General features: G+C 69.6%; 14 protein-coding genes. 3 read left to right on the top strand and 11 right to left on the bottom strand.

What is annotated here, in order from left to right:
- Nucleotides 1–125 precede the first annotated feature (125 nt).
- Nucleotides 126–1,121, bottom strand: coding sequence for a hypothetical protein (locus BLV31_RS09470; protein ID WP_072740416.1), 996 nt, complete (start codon nt 1,119–1,121; stop codon nt 126–128).
- Nucleotides 1,122–1,645: 524 nt separating this feature from the next.
- Here BLV31_RS09470 and BLV31_RS09465 point away from each other — a divergent pair.
- Entirely contained in the window at nt 1,646–1,939 is a 294-nt protein-coding gene (locus BLV31_RS09465) for a WhiB family transcriptional regulator (protein WP_006550073.1), read from the top strand.
- 259 nt (nt 1,940–2,198) lie between these two features.
- Here the strand turns inward: BLV31_RS09465 and groL are convergent, their stop codons facing one another.
- Nucleotides 2,199–3,809 (bottom strand): chaperonin GroEL, encoded by a 1,611-nt coding sequence (gene groL / locus BLV31_RS09460; protein WP_006550072.1) that lies wholly within the window; start codon nt 3,807–3,809, stop codon nt 2,199–2,201.
- Between the two features lie 87 nt (nt 3,810–3,896).
- Entirely contained in the window at nt 3,897–4,199 is a 303-nt protein-coding gene (groES, locus tag BLV31_RS09455) for a co-chaperone GroES (RefSeq protein ID WP_006550071.1), read from the bottom strand.
- Between the two features lie 311 nt (nt 4,200–4,510).
- Between groES and BLV31_RS09450 the strand changes: the two genes are divergently transcribed.
- A complete protein-coding gene (locus BLV31_RS09450) occupies nt 4,511–6,247 on the top strand; it encodes an Hsp70 family protein (RefSeq protein ID WP_064060916.1) in 1,737 nt (578 codons plus the stop codon).
- Nucleotides 6,248–6,286: 39 nt separating this feature from the next.
- On the opposite strand, the gene tsaD is transcribed toward BLV31_RS09450, so the two are convergent.
- From tsaD to glmS, 8 genes are all read right to left on the bottom strand, one after another.
- Entirely contained in the window at nt 6,287–7,315 is a 1,029-nt protein-coding gene (gene tsaD / locus BLV31_RS09445) for a tRNA (adenosine(37)-N6)-threonylcarbamoyltransferase complex transferase subunit TsaD (protein WP_033097166.1), read from the bottom strand.
- Between the two features lie 44 nt (nt 7,316–7,359).
- The gene (rimI, locus tag BLV31_RS09440) at nt 7,360–7,875 is read right to left on the bottom strand and encodes a ribosomal protein S18-alanine N-acetyltransferase (protein WP_006550067.1); all 516 of its coding nucleotides are present in this window, start codon (nt 7,873–7,875) and stop codon (nt 7,360–7,362) included.
- Entirely contained in the window at nt 7,872–8,540 is a 669-nt protein-coding gene (gene tsaB / locus BLV31_RS09435; RefSeq protein WP_064060917.1) for a tRNA (adenosine(37)-N6)-threonylcarbamoyltransferase complex dimerization subunit type 1 TsaB, read from the bottom strand. The genes rimI and tsaB overlap by 4 nt, the downstream gene beginning before the upstream one ends.
- Before the next feature lie 79 nt (nt 8,541–8,619).
- The gene (gene tsaE, locus BLV31_RS09430) at nt 8,620–9,078 is read right to left on the bottom strand and encodes a tRNA (adenosine(37)-N6)-threonylcarbamoyltransferase complex ATPase subunit type 1 TsaE (protein WP_081263436.1); all 459 of its coding nucleotides are present in this window, start codon (nt 9,076–9,078) and stop codon (nt 8,620–8,622) included.
- Nucleotides 9,079–9,100: 22 nt separating this feature from the next.
- The gene (locus tag BLV31_RS09425) at nt 9,101–10,159 is read right to left on the bottom strand and encodes an alpha/beta fold hydrolase (RefSeq protein WP_006550064.1); all 1,059 of its coding nucleotides are present in this window, start codon (nt 10,157–10,159) and stop codon (nt 9,101–9,103) included.
- Nucleotides 10,160–10,163: 4 nt separating this feature from the next.
- Nucleotides 10,164–11,336: an alanine racemase gene (gene alr / locus BLV31_RS09420; protein ID WP_064060923.1), complete on the bottom strand. Its 1,173-nt coding sequence runs from the start codon at nt 11,334–11,336 to the stop codon at nt 10,164–10,166.
- Between the two features lie 58 nt (nt 11,337–11,394).
- Nucleotides 11,395–12,846, bottom strand: coding sequence for a bifunctional ADP-dependent NAD(P)H-hydrate dehydratase/NAD(P)H-hydrate epimerase (locus BLV31_RS09415; RefSeq protein WP_006550062.1), 1,452 nt, complete (start codon nt 12,844–12,846; stop codon nt 11,395–11,397).
- Between the two features lie 28 nt (nt 12,847–12,874).
- Nucleotides 12,875–14,740, bottom strand: a complete 1,866-nt coding sequence (gene glmS, locus BLV31_RS09410) for a glutamine--fructose-6-phosphate transaminase (isomerizing) (RefSeq protein WP_006550061.1) — start codon at nt 14,738–14,740, stop codon at nt 12,875–12,877.
- Nucleotides 14,741–14,868: 128 nt separating this feature from the next.
- On the opposite strand from glmS, the gene BLV31_RS09405 reads away from it, so the two are divergent.
- Nucleotides 14,869–15,717 carry an alpha/beta hydrolase family protein gene (locus BLV31_RS09405; protein WP_064060919.1) on the top strand — a complete coding sequence of 283 codons (849 nt, stop codon included), beginning with the start codon at nt 14,869–14,871 and terminating at the stop codon, nt 15,715–15,717.
- Nucleotides 15,718–15,723: the final 6 nt, after the last annotated feature.

Raw genomic sequence — 15,723 nt, 5'->3', positions numbered from 1 at the left:
ATTGCGCAAGTCCTGGCGTTACAGACGGCACCACCCCCCGGGCGGGCTTCCACCTGACCGTGGAACACCCCCAGAGTAACTACAACGACCGACCGGTCCGGTCACCCCCCGCGCGCGACTGGAACTCAGCAGGCAGACAAGGTCACGAAGCGACCCCCACGCCCCCTGATCACGGTCGCGCAGAAGTCACGGACGCGACCCGCATCGAGATCACGGACGCGACCCGCATCTCTCCCTGCCCCCAGCCCGTCGAGGAGCATCGCCGCGGCCCATTGCAACGGAATGAGTTCGTGTTCCTCCGCGCGCGCGAGGACGTCGGCGGCCAGATCCATAGCCGGACCATGGTCGGGCAGTCCGGTCAAAGAGGCCGACCGAACGAGGTCCGACTTCACGGAGTGCCGGATCGATCCGAATCCGTCCGCAAGTTCCACCGCGCGGTCCGCCCGGCTGCGCGCACGGGTGAAGTCGCCTGCCGCGAGAGCGGATTCGGCCCCGACCCATGCGAGACGGATCCGCTGTCGCACGAAGGCCTTCTCCCCCGCTTCCGATTCGGCAGCGTCGAGAGCGGCTGCGCATCGGTCGAGCAGCGACCCGCACACCGCGAGACGGCCCCGCCCGAGCGCATCGGCCGCCAACCCCGTGGCAGCGTCACACCATGCAGCGACAACATCGACGTCGCGCCGTGCGGCGACAGTGCCGACGTCGCGCCGTGCGGCGACAGTGCCGACGTCGCGCCGTGCGGCGACAGTGCCGACGTCGCGCCGTGCGGCGACAGTGCTCCCGGAGCTGGTTCGCAGCGACCCCGCCTCCGCGAGAGCACGTCCGTCCAGGACGGCGGCCGCGCGATGTCCGCCCAACTGACGGAGAAGGGAGGCCTCGGTGCTCGCTCCGAACGACGACCACACTCCTCCGGTTCCACGCACTCGGGCCAGCTCGGCCCGCGCGGCGGCGTAACGTCCCTGTCCACCGAGCGCGACGGCCCGCAACCAGTTCTGTTCGGGTCCGTGCGCCTCAGGGAGCGGATGTGCCCCCGGGGACGAGCCGAAGGCCGCGGCGACCAGGATCGCATGGCGGTCGGACGGTGTCGGTGCCGTGTGCCGGCGGGCGTCGGAATGTGCCATCGCGGAATCATCGCACCAGCGGATACCGACGATACGCGGGGCTCCGGGCCGACGCCGGGCATTTGTCGGAGAGAAATTATCACCGCGAGCGCAAATAGTCTCGATGATTGGAACGCAGGGATGCACAGAAGACATTTCCGAACATTTTGTTAAACATCGAGTTAAAACATGCGTGGTGCATGTATGGTGCCGCCCCGACCTCCGAGGCCGAGTCGGAGTCCGCATCCAGCCGCCGAAAGGCCGGGTTACCAGGGAGTAAGGGGCTTTTTACCCACATCGGGAGCATAAGATACCCCGGATCACCCCCGCCCGCAGCGCACAGGCACGACTCCTCACGAAAGTAAATATTTCCGCGGTTAAATCTTGGCTGTTCGGTTATGGACTATCCCACTCATCGAAAACATTGACGACGAATCGATACAGATCCTACGGTGAGTTTGTTTGATTCGGATCACAGCGGGAATCCCGATGTGTCCACGGTCCGCTCGCACGATTCACGCGAGCTTGCTGCAAAGGAGTGCCACATGCCCGCACCACACACACTGCCCGGCCCCAACGCGGACCTCTGGGATTGGCAGATGCACGGTAAGTGTCGTGGTGTGGACTCCTCGGTGTTCTTCCACCCCGACGGAGAGCGCGGTCGTGCCCGCGCCCAGCGGGAGAACCGCGCGAAGGAGCTGTGCCGCACCTGCCCCGTGCTGGCCCGTTGCCGCGACCACGCCCTCGCCGTCGCCGAGCCGTACGGCATCTGGGGCGGCATGTCGGAGACCGAGCGGGAGATGTACACGAGGCAACGACGGCGGAAGGTCGCTGTGTGAGGCGGTCACCCGCCCCGTGACGACACCGTCACGGTCGTGACCATGTCAACACCGTCACGGTCGTGATCATGTCGACACGACCGTGACGGTACGACCGGGAGGCCGGTTGGAGGAGTTGCGTCGATACGACGAAGGCCCCGCAGGGAATGCGAACATTCCTTGCGGGGCCTCGCTGTATTCGTGCCGTCCGGAACGACTTTCACGTCCGGCTCGACCTACGGACCCGCCGGGCGGCGGGTCCGCGGCCCTGACCGGTCGCTCAGTGCGCGTGACCGTGGCCGTGCCCGGCCTCGGCCTCTTCCTCCGGCTTGTCGACGACGGCGCTCTCGGTGGTGAGCACCATGCGTGCGACCGACGCGGCGTTGACGACGGCGGAACGCGTCACCTTCACCGGGTCGACGACGCCCTCGGCGACGAGGTCGCCGTAGGAGAGGGTCGCGGCGTTGAAGCCTTTACCCGTCTCCTCGACCTTGCTCACGACCACCGCACCGTCGATGCCGGCGTTCGTGGCGATCCAGTACAGCGGCGCGGTGAGCGCGGTGCGCAGCGCGGCGACGCCCGTGGCGGCGTCGCCGGAGAGGGACGCCTGGAGCTCTTCGAGCGAGCGTGCGGCCTGTACGAGAGCCGACCCGCCACCGGGGACGATGCCCTCCTCGATGGCCGCCTTCGCGGCGTTGACTGCGTCCTCGACGCGGAACTTGCGCTCCTTGAGGTCCGTTTCGGTCGCCGCACCCACACGGATGACGGCGACGCCACCGGCGAGCTTCGCGAGGCGCTCTTCGAGCTTTTCGCGGTCCCAGTCGGACTCGGTGGCCTCGATCTCACGACGCAGCTGAGCGGCGCGCGCCTCGATGTCCTCGGCGGTACCGGCACCGTCGACGATCGTGGTGCTGTCCTTCGTGACGACGACGCGGCGGGCCGAGCCGAGCAGGTCGAGTCCGGCCTCCTTGAGGGACAGACCCAGATCGGAGTTGATGACCGTACCCGCGGTGACAACGGCGAGGTCTTCGAGGAAGGCCTTCCGGCGATCACCGAAGTACGGAGCCTTGACGGCAACGGCCTTGAGGGTCTTGCGGATCGCGTTGACCACCAGGGTCGACAGCGGCTCGCCCTCGATGTCCTCGGCGATGATCAGGACCGGCTTGCCGGACTCTGCGATCTTCTCGAGGAGCGGGAGGAAGTCGGGAAGCGAGCTGATCTTCTCGCGGTACAGCAGGACGAGCGCGTCCTCGAGGACGGCTTCCTGCGCGTCGATGTCCGTGATGAAGTAGGGCGACAGGAAGCCCTTGTCGAACTGCACGCCCTCGGTGACGACCAGTTCGGTGCTCAGGGTGGAGGATTCCTCGACGGTGACGACACCGTTCTTCCCGACGCGGGTCAGCGCCTCGCCGACCATCTCACCGATCTCCTCGTCGCGCGAGGACACGGTGGCGACCTGCGCGATGGCGGTCTTGCCCTCGACGGGAGTGGCGGCAGCGAGCAGAGCCTCGCTCACCTTGTCCGCACCCTGGGCGATACCGGCACCGAGCGCGATCGGATTGGCGCCTGCGGCAACGTTCTTCAGGCCGGCCTTGACGAGCGCCTGAGCGAGAACGGTCGCGGTGGTGGTGCCGTCACCCGCGACATCGTTGGTCTTGGTCGCGACACTCTTGACGAGCTGGGCGCCGAGGTTCTCGAACGGATCCTCCAGCTCGATCTCACGGGCGATGCTCACACCGTCGTTCGTGACGGTGGGACCACCGAAGGCCTTGGCGAGCACGACGTGCCGGCCACGCGGGCCGAGCGTCACCTTGACGGCGTCGGCCAGCTGGTCGACACCGCGCTCGAGAGCCCGCCGCGCGGTCTCGTTGAACTCGATTTGCTTGGACATGTTCTGCGACTACTCCTGGACTCGGATGTTCCCCAACGTATTCCGCCCCGGGTCCGAAACGGGACACCGGGGCGGAATACAAGCGGCCTACTTGGCGACGACAGCCAGGACGTCGCGCGCAGACAGGATCAGGTACTCCTCGCCGGCGTACTTGATCTCGGTTCCGCCGTACTTGCTGTAGATGACGACGTCGCCTTCCTTGACGTCCAGCGGGATGCGCTTGTCGCCATCTTCGTCCCAGCGGCCGGGGCCGACAGCGACGACGGTGCCCTCCTGGGGCTTCTCCTTCGCCGTGTCCGGGATGACCAGGCCGGAGGCAGTCGTCGTCTCGGCCTCGTTGGCCTGGACGAGGATCTTGTCCTCGAGCGGCTTGATGTTCACGCTCGCCACGATGAGCCCTCCACTTTCAGGGGTAATGGGGTCCGAGAACCGGTGTTCTCGGACACGGGTGTGTTCAGTCATCACGGTGACTCCGCACGCGTCCCGTCGTCGCGGGTGCCGGGCCGGCGCTCGGTGTCACTAGCACTCTATACACGAGAGTGCCAGCGCTCAAGGGCAACGGATGCAAACACGCCGACCTGCGTGGAACCCGACGTCATGTTACGGTTGAATAACGGAAACCCATGAGCGTGATCGTTCGGTGACCTCAGCCGAGGTAGGCCCTGGACGCCTGGTCGTCGATCACGCACGGAAGGTGAACAATGCCCACGTCGCTCGGCATCTCCGTCGGCGCCTCCGGCGCCGGCTCGGCCCTGCGCGTCGATGCTGCACACGCGCCCACAACGGAATTCCGCAGACTCGCCTCCGAGTCGCAGCCCGGGCGCGATCTCGGAGATCTCGTCTTCGACGCCGTCTCGCTCACGTCTCCTCGCGGAACCGCCCGCGGAGCCGACAGTCCCGCCATCATCACGGTCGCATACCGCACCGAGGAACAGGCGCACGAGATCCGCACGGCCGCCGAGCGGACGGGCCACATGGTCCGCCTCGTTCCGGAGACCACCGCCGCCCTCGAGTATCTCTACACAGTGGGGGTCCGTCGCGAACCCGGCGCGATCGCGCTCGTGGACATCGGAGCCACCGGCACGACCGTCTCCGTCCTCGACCGCGAGACCGGCACCCTGCTGCGGTCCGCACGTACCGAGACCGTCGGCGGCGACGCCCTGACCGCACGTGTGCTCGATCATGTCCGCAATGCCACCGAGCGGATGCGCACCCGGAGGCAGATCGACCCCGGCCTGCTGGCGGCCCGGTGCCAGGGCGCCCAGGAGGCACTCTCCTCGGCGACGACGACCCGCATCGACATCGCCGAGGCCGGTCCCGACGCGACGGTCACCATCACCCGAGCGCAACTGGACGAACTGACGACCGATCTCGCCGACGAAGCGGCGGCGTTCACGCGGCGCATCTGCTCGAGCACCGATCCGGTCCCCGAGACCATGGCCCTCATCGGGGGCGCGGCCGCGTCCCCCGTCCTCGCCGCGGCGATCTCGGCGGAGTTCGACGGCGAGATCGTCACCGTCCCCGAACCGGGAGCGGCTGCCGCGATCGGTGCGGCACTGTCGGCCGATTCCCCGTCCTCGGTCGGATACACCGTGGTCGGCGCCCTGTCGCGCACCGGCAACCGGTCCTCGGGTCGTGTCTCCGGTGCGGTCGCCGGGCTCCTGGTGCTCAGTGCGATCATGGCCGGCTTCGCCACCCAGCACTTCACCGAACGCGACAGCAGCGACGCCCAGGTGTCGCCGCGTTTCACGAGCGGCGACGTCCCCACGCAGGAGGCCGGTCCCGGCGAGTCGGCCGTCCCGTCCCACGACCCGCCGCCCGAACCCGTGACGTCCCGGCGCACCCGGGACGCACCCGCGCCGACGACGGTTCCCTGGCCGTTGCCGACCGTCGAGCACACCGTTCCGTCGACCCAAGATCCGTGGCCCACTGTGCCCGAGTCGTCGAGCACCACCGTGACGCCCACGCCGATCGATCAGGTGCCGACCCCCGGGTCGACAGCGGAGGAAGAGTCCGACCCGGACCGACCGTTCACGTCGCCGGATTCCGAGACCGCACCGAGGCCCGATCCCGACTCCACGGCTCCGGACTCCACGGCTCCGGACACGACCGCTCCGGACACCACGGCTCCCGACACGACGGCTCCCGACACCACCGAGCCGACCACACCGCCGGAGACGACGAGCCCTGCGCCCACCGATCCGGAGACGACCGAACCGAGCACCGGTGTGAGCCCGACACCCCCGTCGACCACCTCGCCGACCGAGACGCCGTCCGCGTCGTCCACCGGCGCATATCCGACCGACGTGTCCTCCACGATCGCGTCCGTCACGGAGGAGGGCACGACCGTGCCATCCACCGGACAGACCACGACGGGGGAAACGACCACCGGGGAGACCACCACCGGATCCGGGACCTCGGAGATCGCCTCCACCTAGGCAGCGCGCCCTCCTCGGGTGGGGGTCGGTCGGGAAAGGTCAGGCCACGACCTGCGACACCGACACCGACAGGCCCGGATCCGTCGCAGCGCCCAGCGAGGACGGCTGCGCCCCCGCGGCGATGAGATGCGCGCCCAGCGACGCGATCATGACGCCGTTGTCGGTGCACAACTTCGGCCGCGGCACGCGCAGGGTAATACCCGCAGCAGTGCACCGTTCCTCGGCGAGTGCGCGCAACCGGCTGTTGGCGGTCGCTCCACCACCGAGGACGAGCGTGTCGACACCGAGATCCTGGGCGGCCCGCACAGCTTTCATGGTGAGCACGTCCGCCACCGCCTCCTGGAAGCCCGCGGCGACATCGGCGACCGGCACCGGCTCGCCCTCACGTTCCTTCGCTTCGACGAAGCGGGCCACCGCGGTCTTGAGACCGGAGAACGAGAAGTCGTGACGCGCGTCGCGCGGACCGGTCATACCCCGCGGAAAGACGACCGCGGAGGGGTCGCCCTGGCGGGCCAGCCTGTCGACCTCGGGACCGCCCGGATAACCGAGCCCCAGCAGTCGCGCGACCTTGTCGAAGGCCTCCCCGGCGGCGTCGTCGACGGTGGTGCCGAGTTCGACGATGGGTTTGCCGAGATGTTCGACGTGCAGCAGGTGGGTGTGACCACCGGAGACGAGCAGCGCCACGCAGGGCGGCATCGGTCCGTGCTCGAGGGTGTCGACCGCGACGTGGCCCGCGAGGTGGTTGATCGCGAAGAACGGCACGTTCCACGCTGCCGCGTAGGCCTTGGCGGCGGCGACACCGACGAGAAGTGCTCCCGCGAGACCCGGCCCGATGGTTACGCACACCGCGTCCGGCTTCTCGATCCCGGCCTCGTCGAGGGCGCGCCGCATCGTCGGCACCATGGCTTCGAGGTGGGCGCGGGATGCGATCTCCGGCACCACACCACCGAAGCGGGCGTGCTCGTCCACGCTCGACGCCACGGCGTCGGCCATCAGCTCGAGGGTGCCGTCACCCACCCAGCGGACGATGCCGACACCGGTCTCGTCGCACGAACTCTCGATGCCCATCACGACGGGGCGCTCGGGCAGCTCGAATCGGGGGCTGGTGGTGCTCACGCCGGTGACTCCTCTCGCGGATCCGGACGACGCATCGTGTACGCGTCCGCGCCGCTCGGCTGGTAGTAACGCTTCCTGGTTCCGACGATCTCGAAGCCCTCGCGCCGGTACAGGGCGATCGCCGCGTCGTTGTCGGTGCGCACCTCGAGGAAGACCGGCCCTCCCCAGCGGTCGGCGACGGCCAGCAACTCCCCCAGGAGGGCTCCGCCGATCCCCCGGCGACGCGCCACGGGGTCCACACCGATGGTGTGCACCTCGGATTCGGGTTCGATGGCCGTACCGAGTCGCGCGAGTCCCGCGTAACCGATCAGCCGGCCCTGCGGGTCGCGGGCCGCGAAGTAGCGGTTGTGGGGCGAGGCCAGCTCCGAACGGAAGGCGTCGGCGCTCCACGGGTCGTCGCCGGGGAACAGGATCTGTTCGAGTTCGGCGCAGCGGGGTGCATCCTCGGGGCGCAGTGCGTCGATGACGACCGCGTTCTCTGCGGCCGTATTCTCCTCGGGTGTGGCGTTCATGCTCGGCGATTCGCGGTCTCCACCGCGTCGGGGCGGCGCAGGTACAGGGGCACGAGCGGCTCCGGTTCGGCGCCCGCGCGCAGGGCGTCGGCCGCGACTGTCACCAGGCCCGCCGGGGACGGCGTCTGCACGTCCACCGCCGGAAGGTCGAACAGCGCGACGTGCGACGACGAGCCCGCCACCCGCACCGACGGCTCGGCGGGCACGTCGGCGGGCTTGCGCACCTCGGGCCCTTCGACGCGGCGGCCGCCGGAATAGCGTGCCCAGTAGATCTCGCGACGACGGGCGTCGGTGACGACGAGCAGATCGTCGTCCGTACCGTGTTCCCGGTGGACGTCCGCGGCGATCGCGTCGAGGCTGCACACACCGTGCACGGGGATGCCGAGCGCATCACCGAAGGCCGCAGCAGTGGCCATGCCGACGCGGAGACCCGTGAACGGGCCGGGTCCGATGCCGACGACGATCGCGTCGAGATCGATGGGGGCAGCGCCGGCCTCGGCGAGGCATTCGAGGATCTGCGGGGTGAGGACTTCGGCGTGCGCTCGCGGATTGTCGAGCACGCGCGCAGCGACCGTCTCGGGTCGGGCATCGTCCCGACCGCGGTCGAGACGGACGACTCCCGAGGTCACGGCGGGGGTGGCGGTATCGACAGCGAGCACGAGCACGATGTACCAGCTTACCCCGCGCGACCTGCCCGGTCGGTGTGCAGTGACGGAAGCCACCGGCATGCGGACTGCCGGTGGCTCAGCCGATCCATTCCCACGAGGCACGGCGGACATCGGTGCCCGGGTCGCGCCGGAGCCGGACCCTCAGATGCCGTTCGGCGAGCTGTTCGACCAAGCCACCGCCCCATTCGACCACCACGACGGTGTCGGTCAGGTCGGTGTCGAGGTCGAGCGCGTCGAGTTCGTCGAGGGCGTTCGGTCCGTCGCCGAGACGGTAGGCGTCGACGTGGACGAGCCCGACCGGTTCGCGTCCCTCCGGACTACCGGGACGGTGTTCGCGGGCGATGACGAAGGTCGGGGAGGTCACGCGTCCCTCCACCCCGAGGCCGGCGGCGATTCCGCGGGTCAGCGCCGTCTTTCCCGCGCCGAGCGGCCCGTCGAGCACGACGAGGTCCCCGGCCCGCAGCTCGGCTGCAAGCCTGTGCCCGAACGCCTCGGTGTCCTCCACGGTCGGCAGTTCGATGGTCTGCTCCCCCACCTGCGGCCCACTCGATTGCGAATCACCCAATTGCGATCTGCCTTCCGTTCACTCCCTGCGTGAAACTCCGCTGGATCAGACGATCGAGGGCACGGTCGACCACCTCGGGGAACTCCAGCTGCACGAGGTGCCCGGCACCACGTACCCGCTTGAGTTCGACATCGGGCAGTTGCTCCGCCAGCGCCTCGGAACTCGCGTACGGGATGACCATGTCGGCGTCGCCGGACAGCACCAGCACGGGCACGGTGCCCAGGACCGGAAGCGCCGCGGACTCGTCGTGCAGTTCGAGGGTGCGGAGGAAGTTGACGATGGTGAGCACCGACGTCTCGTCGAGCATCCGGTCGGACAACTTCACCAGGCGGGGGCTCACGACCGTGCCGTAGGACGCCGCACGCAGGATCGGCGTCACGACGGCACGGGCCGCGCCGCGCGCGAACTGCACGAATCCCGGTGCGGTACGCGCCGCGTACCGGAACGCGTCGATCACCGGGTTCTCGAGATTGCGTCCGATACCGGTCTTGCTGAGCCCTGCCGCGGTGGTCGCCAGCAGACCGACGCCCACGATGCGTTCACCGAACAGGTCGGGCCGCTGGGAGGCGAGCGCGATCGCGGTCATGCCGCCCATCGAGTGGCCCACCACCACCACCGGACCGGTGGGCGCGACTTCGTCGATCACCCGACCCAGGTCGCGGCCGAGCTGCGCGATGGTGCACGTCGCGGCACCGGAGAAACCGGATTCGCCGTGACCACGCTGGTCGTAGAAGACGGCACGCACGTCACGCCCCCACTGTTCGCGCAGGTGGCGGTACTGCATATGCCAGGCCTGCATGCGCAGGCAGTAGCCGTGGACGAACACGACGGTGAGCCGAGCCAGGGCCGAGCCGCTCTCGCGGACCACGAGCGGGACACCGTCCTCGGTGGTCACGATGCGGCGCGGGAGCCGGAGGATCTCGTCGAAGTCCTCGTTCTGATAGATCTCATGGGCGGGCGCGCCCGCGGTCTTGACCGCGTACAGTCCCGCCGACGATGCGAGCGTCGCAAGGCTCGCACCGAGGAGTCCCATCCTGTTCACGAGGGACATGACGTCACGCTCCCTTCGCTCCGACATAGGTCCGGACGGTCCGTCCGCCGATGCCGGTCACGATCTCGTAGTTGATCGTGCCCAGCTTGTCCGCCCAGTCCTGGGCGTTCGGCTCTCCGTGACGCCCGTCACCGAAGAACAACACCTCGTCGCCCTCGCTTACTCCTGCCCCATCGGGGCCGAGGTCGACGACGACCTGATCCATGCACACGCGCCCGATCTGCGGGCACCGGCGCCCGCCGAGCTGCACCTCGATGCGCCCGCTGAGATTGCGGCGGATCCCGTCCGCATATCCCATGGGCAGCAGCGCCACCGTCGTATCCGCGGGAGCAGTCCAGGTGTGCCCGTAGGACACCCCGTCTCCCGCCTTCACCTTCTTCACCAGCACCACCCTCGCCCGCACGGTCATCACCGGCCGGAAGCCCAGGTCGCCGAGTTCCGGGATCGGTGTCAACCCGTACATCGCAATTCCGGGCCGAACCATGTCGAATCGCAGGTCGGGACGGGTGACGGTGGCCGCGGAATTCGACAGGTGCACCACTTCGGGAGCCAGATGGTGCCGCCGCAGATCCGCGACGGCCTCGCTCAGCCGGTCGCGCTGCTCGGCGTTGCCCGGATGCTCGGGTTCGTCGCCGTGGGCGAGGTGCGAAAAGGCTCCACGCAGCCGCACGACACCTTCGGCCTGTGCCCGGCCCAGGTCGCGCACCATGTCGTCCCACTCGTCGACGGCGACACCGTTGCGGTTGAGGCCGGTGTCGACCTTGACCGTGACGGTCGCGGTGACCCCGAGCTGCCGCGCCGCCTCGACGACGGCCGCTAGATGCCGCGGCGAGGACACGCCCAGTTCGATCCCGGCCTCGACGGCGGGAGCGAAATCGGAGTCGGCGGTGTGCAGCCACGACAGGATCGGAGCCTCGATACCCGCGGCGCGGAGTTCGAGGGCCTCGCCGAGCGTCGTCACACCCAGTTCGCGGGCGCCTGCGGCGAGCGCGGCACGCGCGACCGGCACGGCCCCGTGGTTGTAGGCGTCGGCTTTGACGACGGCCATGACCGCAGCGGGACCCGCGTACTCCCGGAGCGCTCGTACGTTCTCCGCCACGGCATCGAGATCGATGAGGGCTTCGGCTTGGGGAAGGACGGTACGTGCAGGTCGCGGGGTGCGTTGGGTCGTGGTCACGTCTGTCGATCCTGCCACTGTGCCGTCGGACGCCGACGTCGTGTCCCCGTGTACCACGTCACGATTCGGCAATGTGGGTGCGCAGCAGACGAATCGAGTCGCCGAGTCGCGAGAGGATCGCGCTCGCCGAGGTCGGCGCCGCTCCAGGGGACTCGGGGTCCTGCGCGGCCAGGTTCGCGGCGAGGGCGTGCGCCCGAGCACCGGCCGCCGCGGCCAGGTCCACCGGCATGCCCGACGAGAGCAACGACCCGATGACACCGGCCAACACGTCCCCGGCACCCGCGGTCGACGCCCACGAACCGCCCGCATCGTTGACGAAGACGTGCCCGTCGGGCCGTGCCACGAGCGTCGCGCGCCCCTTGAGCAGCACGTGCACTCCCCAGTCGGCGGCGAGGGAACGTACCGCCGCGACCCGGTCCGGTTCGGGGCGGTTCCCGGTCAGGCGTGCGAACTCGCCGGCGTGCGGGGTGAGCAGGGTGTGCGCGGACCGGCCCCGCACGAGACCGGGTTCGCGGGCGAGGAGCGTGAGTCCGTCGGCGTCGACGAGCACCGGCAGGTCGGTGGCGAGGATGTCGCGCAGGTTCGCGCAGGCCTCATCGTCGGTACCGGCACCCGGCCCCACGACCCAGGCCTGCACCCGCCCGGTCTCGGCCACCGAGGGCGACACGACGACCTCGGGGAACCGCGCGAGCACCTCGGAGGCACCCGACCCGGCGTAGCGCACCATGCCGGAGGTCGCGGCGACGGCCGCTCCCGTGCACAGCACACCCGCCCCCGGATACCGGGCGCTGCCGGCACGGACACCCACCACACCCTGGGAGTACTTGTCGTCCTCGGCGCCGGGCACCGGCCAGATCGCGCCGATCTCGGACGGTTCCGCCGCGACCAGCCCGGCCTCCGGGAGTGTGAGTCCGATGTCGACGAGTTCGACGCGACCGCAGCGCGTGGCGCCGAGTGCATGGACCGGCTTGTAGGCGCCGAAGGTGACGGTCACCGCGGCCGTGATCGCCGGTCCGTCGACGGCACCGGTATCGGGGTCGACACCGCTCGGGATGTCGACGGCGATGATCGGCGCGGTGATCTCGTCCACGAGCGCGGCCGCCGCCGGTCGCAGCGGGCCGCGCCCGGAGATGCCGACGATGCCGTCGAGCACGAGGTCCGGGTCGCCGAGGTGCTCTGGAGTCGCCGGGACGATCCGCCCGCCGGCCTTCCGCAGTGCCCGCAGACCCGCGGGGTGCGCCCGGTCGGGGTCGAGCAGCAGTGCAGTGACGGACACGCCCCGCCGGCGCAGGAAGGTTCCCGCCCACAGCGCGTCGCCGCCGTTGTCGCCGGACCCGACGAGCAGGCTCACCCGCCGACCGGCGATCCCACCGGTGCGTTCACGCAGTTCGGAAGCCACGACCCGCGCGAGTCCGTAGGCCGCGCGCCGCATGAGGGTTCCCTCGGGGAGAGACTCCAGCAGCGGCGCCTCCGCCGCGCGGACCACGTCGGACGGGTGAAAACTGCGCATCGTCCCTCCTGCACCGGCGGGTGGGTCGCTATTCGACGGTGACCGACTTGGCGAGGTTGCGGGGCTTGTCGACGTCGTAACCACGGGCCTGCGCGACCTCCGCGGCGAAGACCTGCAACGGCACCGTCGACAACAACGGCTGCAGCAGCGACGCCGACGACGGGATCTCGACGAGGTGATCGGCGAACGGCCGGACCGTCTCGTCGCCCTCCTCGGCGATGACGACGGTGACGGCCCCGCGGGCCTGGATCTCGCGGATGTTGCTGAGCAGCTTGCTGTGCAGCACGGCGCGGCCCTTCGGCGACGGCATCACGACGATGACGGGCAGCCCGTCCTCGATCAGCGCGATCGGGCCGTGCTTGAGCTCACCGGCCGCAAAACCCTCGGCGTGCATGTACGCCAGCTCCTTGAGCTTGAGCGCACCCTCGAGCGCGACCGGGTAGCCCACGTGCCGACCGAGGAACAGCACGGCCGGCGAGGCCGACAGCTCCCGCGCCAGCGCCCGCACCGGCTCCATGCCGGTCAGCAGCTCGGCGATCTTCTCCGGCATCGCCGCCAGGTCCTGGTACTCGCGGGCCACCTCGTCGGGATACTTCGTGCCGCGCGCCTGCGCCAGCGCCAGACCCACGAGGTAGTTCGCGGCCATCTGCGCCAGGAACGCCTTCGTCGAGGCCACACCGATCTCCGGGCCGGTGCGGGTGTAGAGCACCGCGTCGGCCTCCCGCGGGATCTGCGCGCCGTTGGTGTTGCACACCGCCAGCACCCGCGCCTTCTGATCCTTGGCGTGCCGGACCGCTTCGAGGGTGTCGGCGGTCTCCCCGGACTGCGAGATCGCCACGACCAGCGTGGACCGGTCGAGCACCGGATCGCGGTAGCGGAACTCCGAGGCCAGCTCGACCTCGACGGGCAGGCGGGTCCAGTGCTCGATCGCGTACTTGGCGACCAGGCCCGAGTGGTACGAGCTGCCGCAGGCGACGACGAACACCTTGTCGATGTCGCGCAGTTCCTGATCGGACAGGCGCTGCTCGTCGAGCACGATGCACCCGTCGACGAAGTGACCGCGCAGGGTGTCGGCGACCGCGGCCGGCTGCTCCTCGATCTCCTTGAGCATGAAGTAGTCGTGGCCGCCCTTCTCGGCGGCGGCGAGATCCCAGTCGATGGTGAACGGACGCGTCGCCACGTCGGTGTTGCCGTCGAAGTCGGTGACCTCGTAGGAGTTGTTCGTGATCACCACGACCTGGTCCTGACCGAGCTCGACCGCCTCCCGGGTGAACTCGATGAACGCCGCGACGTCCGAGGCGATGAACATCTCACCGTCGCCGACCCCGACGACCAGCGGCGTCGACCGGCGCGCCGCGACGATCGTGCCCGGATGATCGGCGTGGGCGAAGACCAGTGTGAACGCACCCTGCAGCCGGCGCAGCACACTGCGGGCGCTGTCGACGAAGTTGCCCGCCGTCGGACCCTCGGCGTAGGCGCGGGCCACCAGATGCACCGCGACCTCGGTGTCGGTGTCGCTGGCCAGCTCCACACCCGACTTCTCGAGCTCCTCACGCAGCGGCGCGAAGTTCTCGATGATGCCGTTGTGCACCACCGCGACCTTGCCGGTCGCGTCGCGATGCGGATGCGCATTGCGGTCGGTGGGACGACCGTGGGTGGCCCACCGGGTATGCCCCATCCCCGCGGTACCGGCGAAGTGCTCCTCGCCGATCTCGGCGAGCTCGGCCTCCAGATTGACCAGCCGCCCCGCCTTCCGCTCGACGGCCAGACCACCCTTGCCGTCGAGGATGGCGATTCCCGCCGAGTCGTAACCCCGGTACTCCATCCGCCGCAGCGCTTCCACCACGACGTCGAGAGCACGACGGTGCCCGACATAGCCCACGATTCCGCACATGCCTAGCAGGGTACTGGTCGACCCCCGCCCGGGAACAACACACCGGTGAGCCCGTACACCTGCATCGGGGCACGCCGTCCGGTACGCACCGACCCCGGCGGGCATCACCATCCGCTAACGTTCAGGCCGTGGCGGCGAACCCCAAGAAACTGGCTCAGGAACTCTCCCGGCGCGGCCCGCACTCGGTGCTGCGCGGCGACCTGGCGCTCGCCGGTCAGCCGGGTGTCGTGTACACCCCCGCGGAAGGTTTCGACCTGCCCGCGATCGCGTTCGGGCACGGCTGGCTCACCGGGGTCACGAAGTACTCGAAGCTCTTCGAGCATCTCGCGTCCTGGGGAATCGTGGTAGGCGCGCCCAACACCGAGCGCGGACCGGTGCCGTCGGCGATCGGGTTGTCGACCGACCTGCTCACCACCCTCGACATCTGCACCGGCGTGCGTCTCGGTACCGGGCGGATCAGTGTCCATCCGTCGAAGCTCGCGCTGGTGGGCCACGGCTCGGGTGCCGGGGCGGCGGTGCTCGCCGCTGCGAGGCGTGAGGTCGCGGCCGTCGCCGCGCTCTACCCCTCGCCCGTCTCCCCCGCTGCCTCCGAAGCCGCGGGCCGCGTGCGGGCACCGGGCCTCGTCCTCGTCGGCGAGAAGAGCATCGGGTCGATGACCAGCGACGCCGTCGCGGTCGCCCGGGGCTGGGGCAGCGACGACGTGCAGCTGCGGGTCGTCGAGAAGGCGAACGACGAAGGACTCGTCGAGGGGCGCCGCCTGCTCGGAGCGCTCGGCGTCGGTGGTGCCGAGCGTCGCACCCAGGAACGCACTCGTGCGCTGCTCACCGGCTTCCTGCTGCACCGTCTCACGGGCGACAAGACGTACGCGATCTTCTCCGACCTCACAACAGAGCTGCCCGGCTCCACGGTGATCTCCGACCCCGACGTCGTCGATCGCGATCTCGGCACGCAGGTCAACCTGCTCCTCGGGCGCTGACGTTCC

Origin of the sequence: Rhodococcus pyridinivorans (assembly GCF_900105195.1) — a bacterium.
GTDB classification, from domain to species: domain Bacteria; phylum Actinomycetota; class Actinomycetes; order Mycobacteriales; family Mycobacteriaceae; genus Rhodococcus; species Rhodococcus pyridinivorans.
The sequence above is the reverse complement of the archived record's forward strand: the minus strand, read 5'-3'. Positions and strand labels throughout refer to the sequence as shown.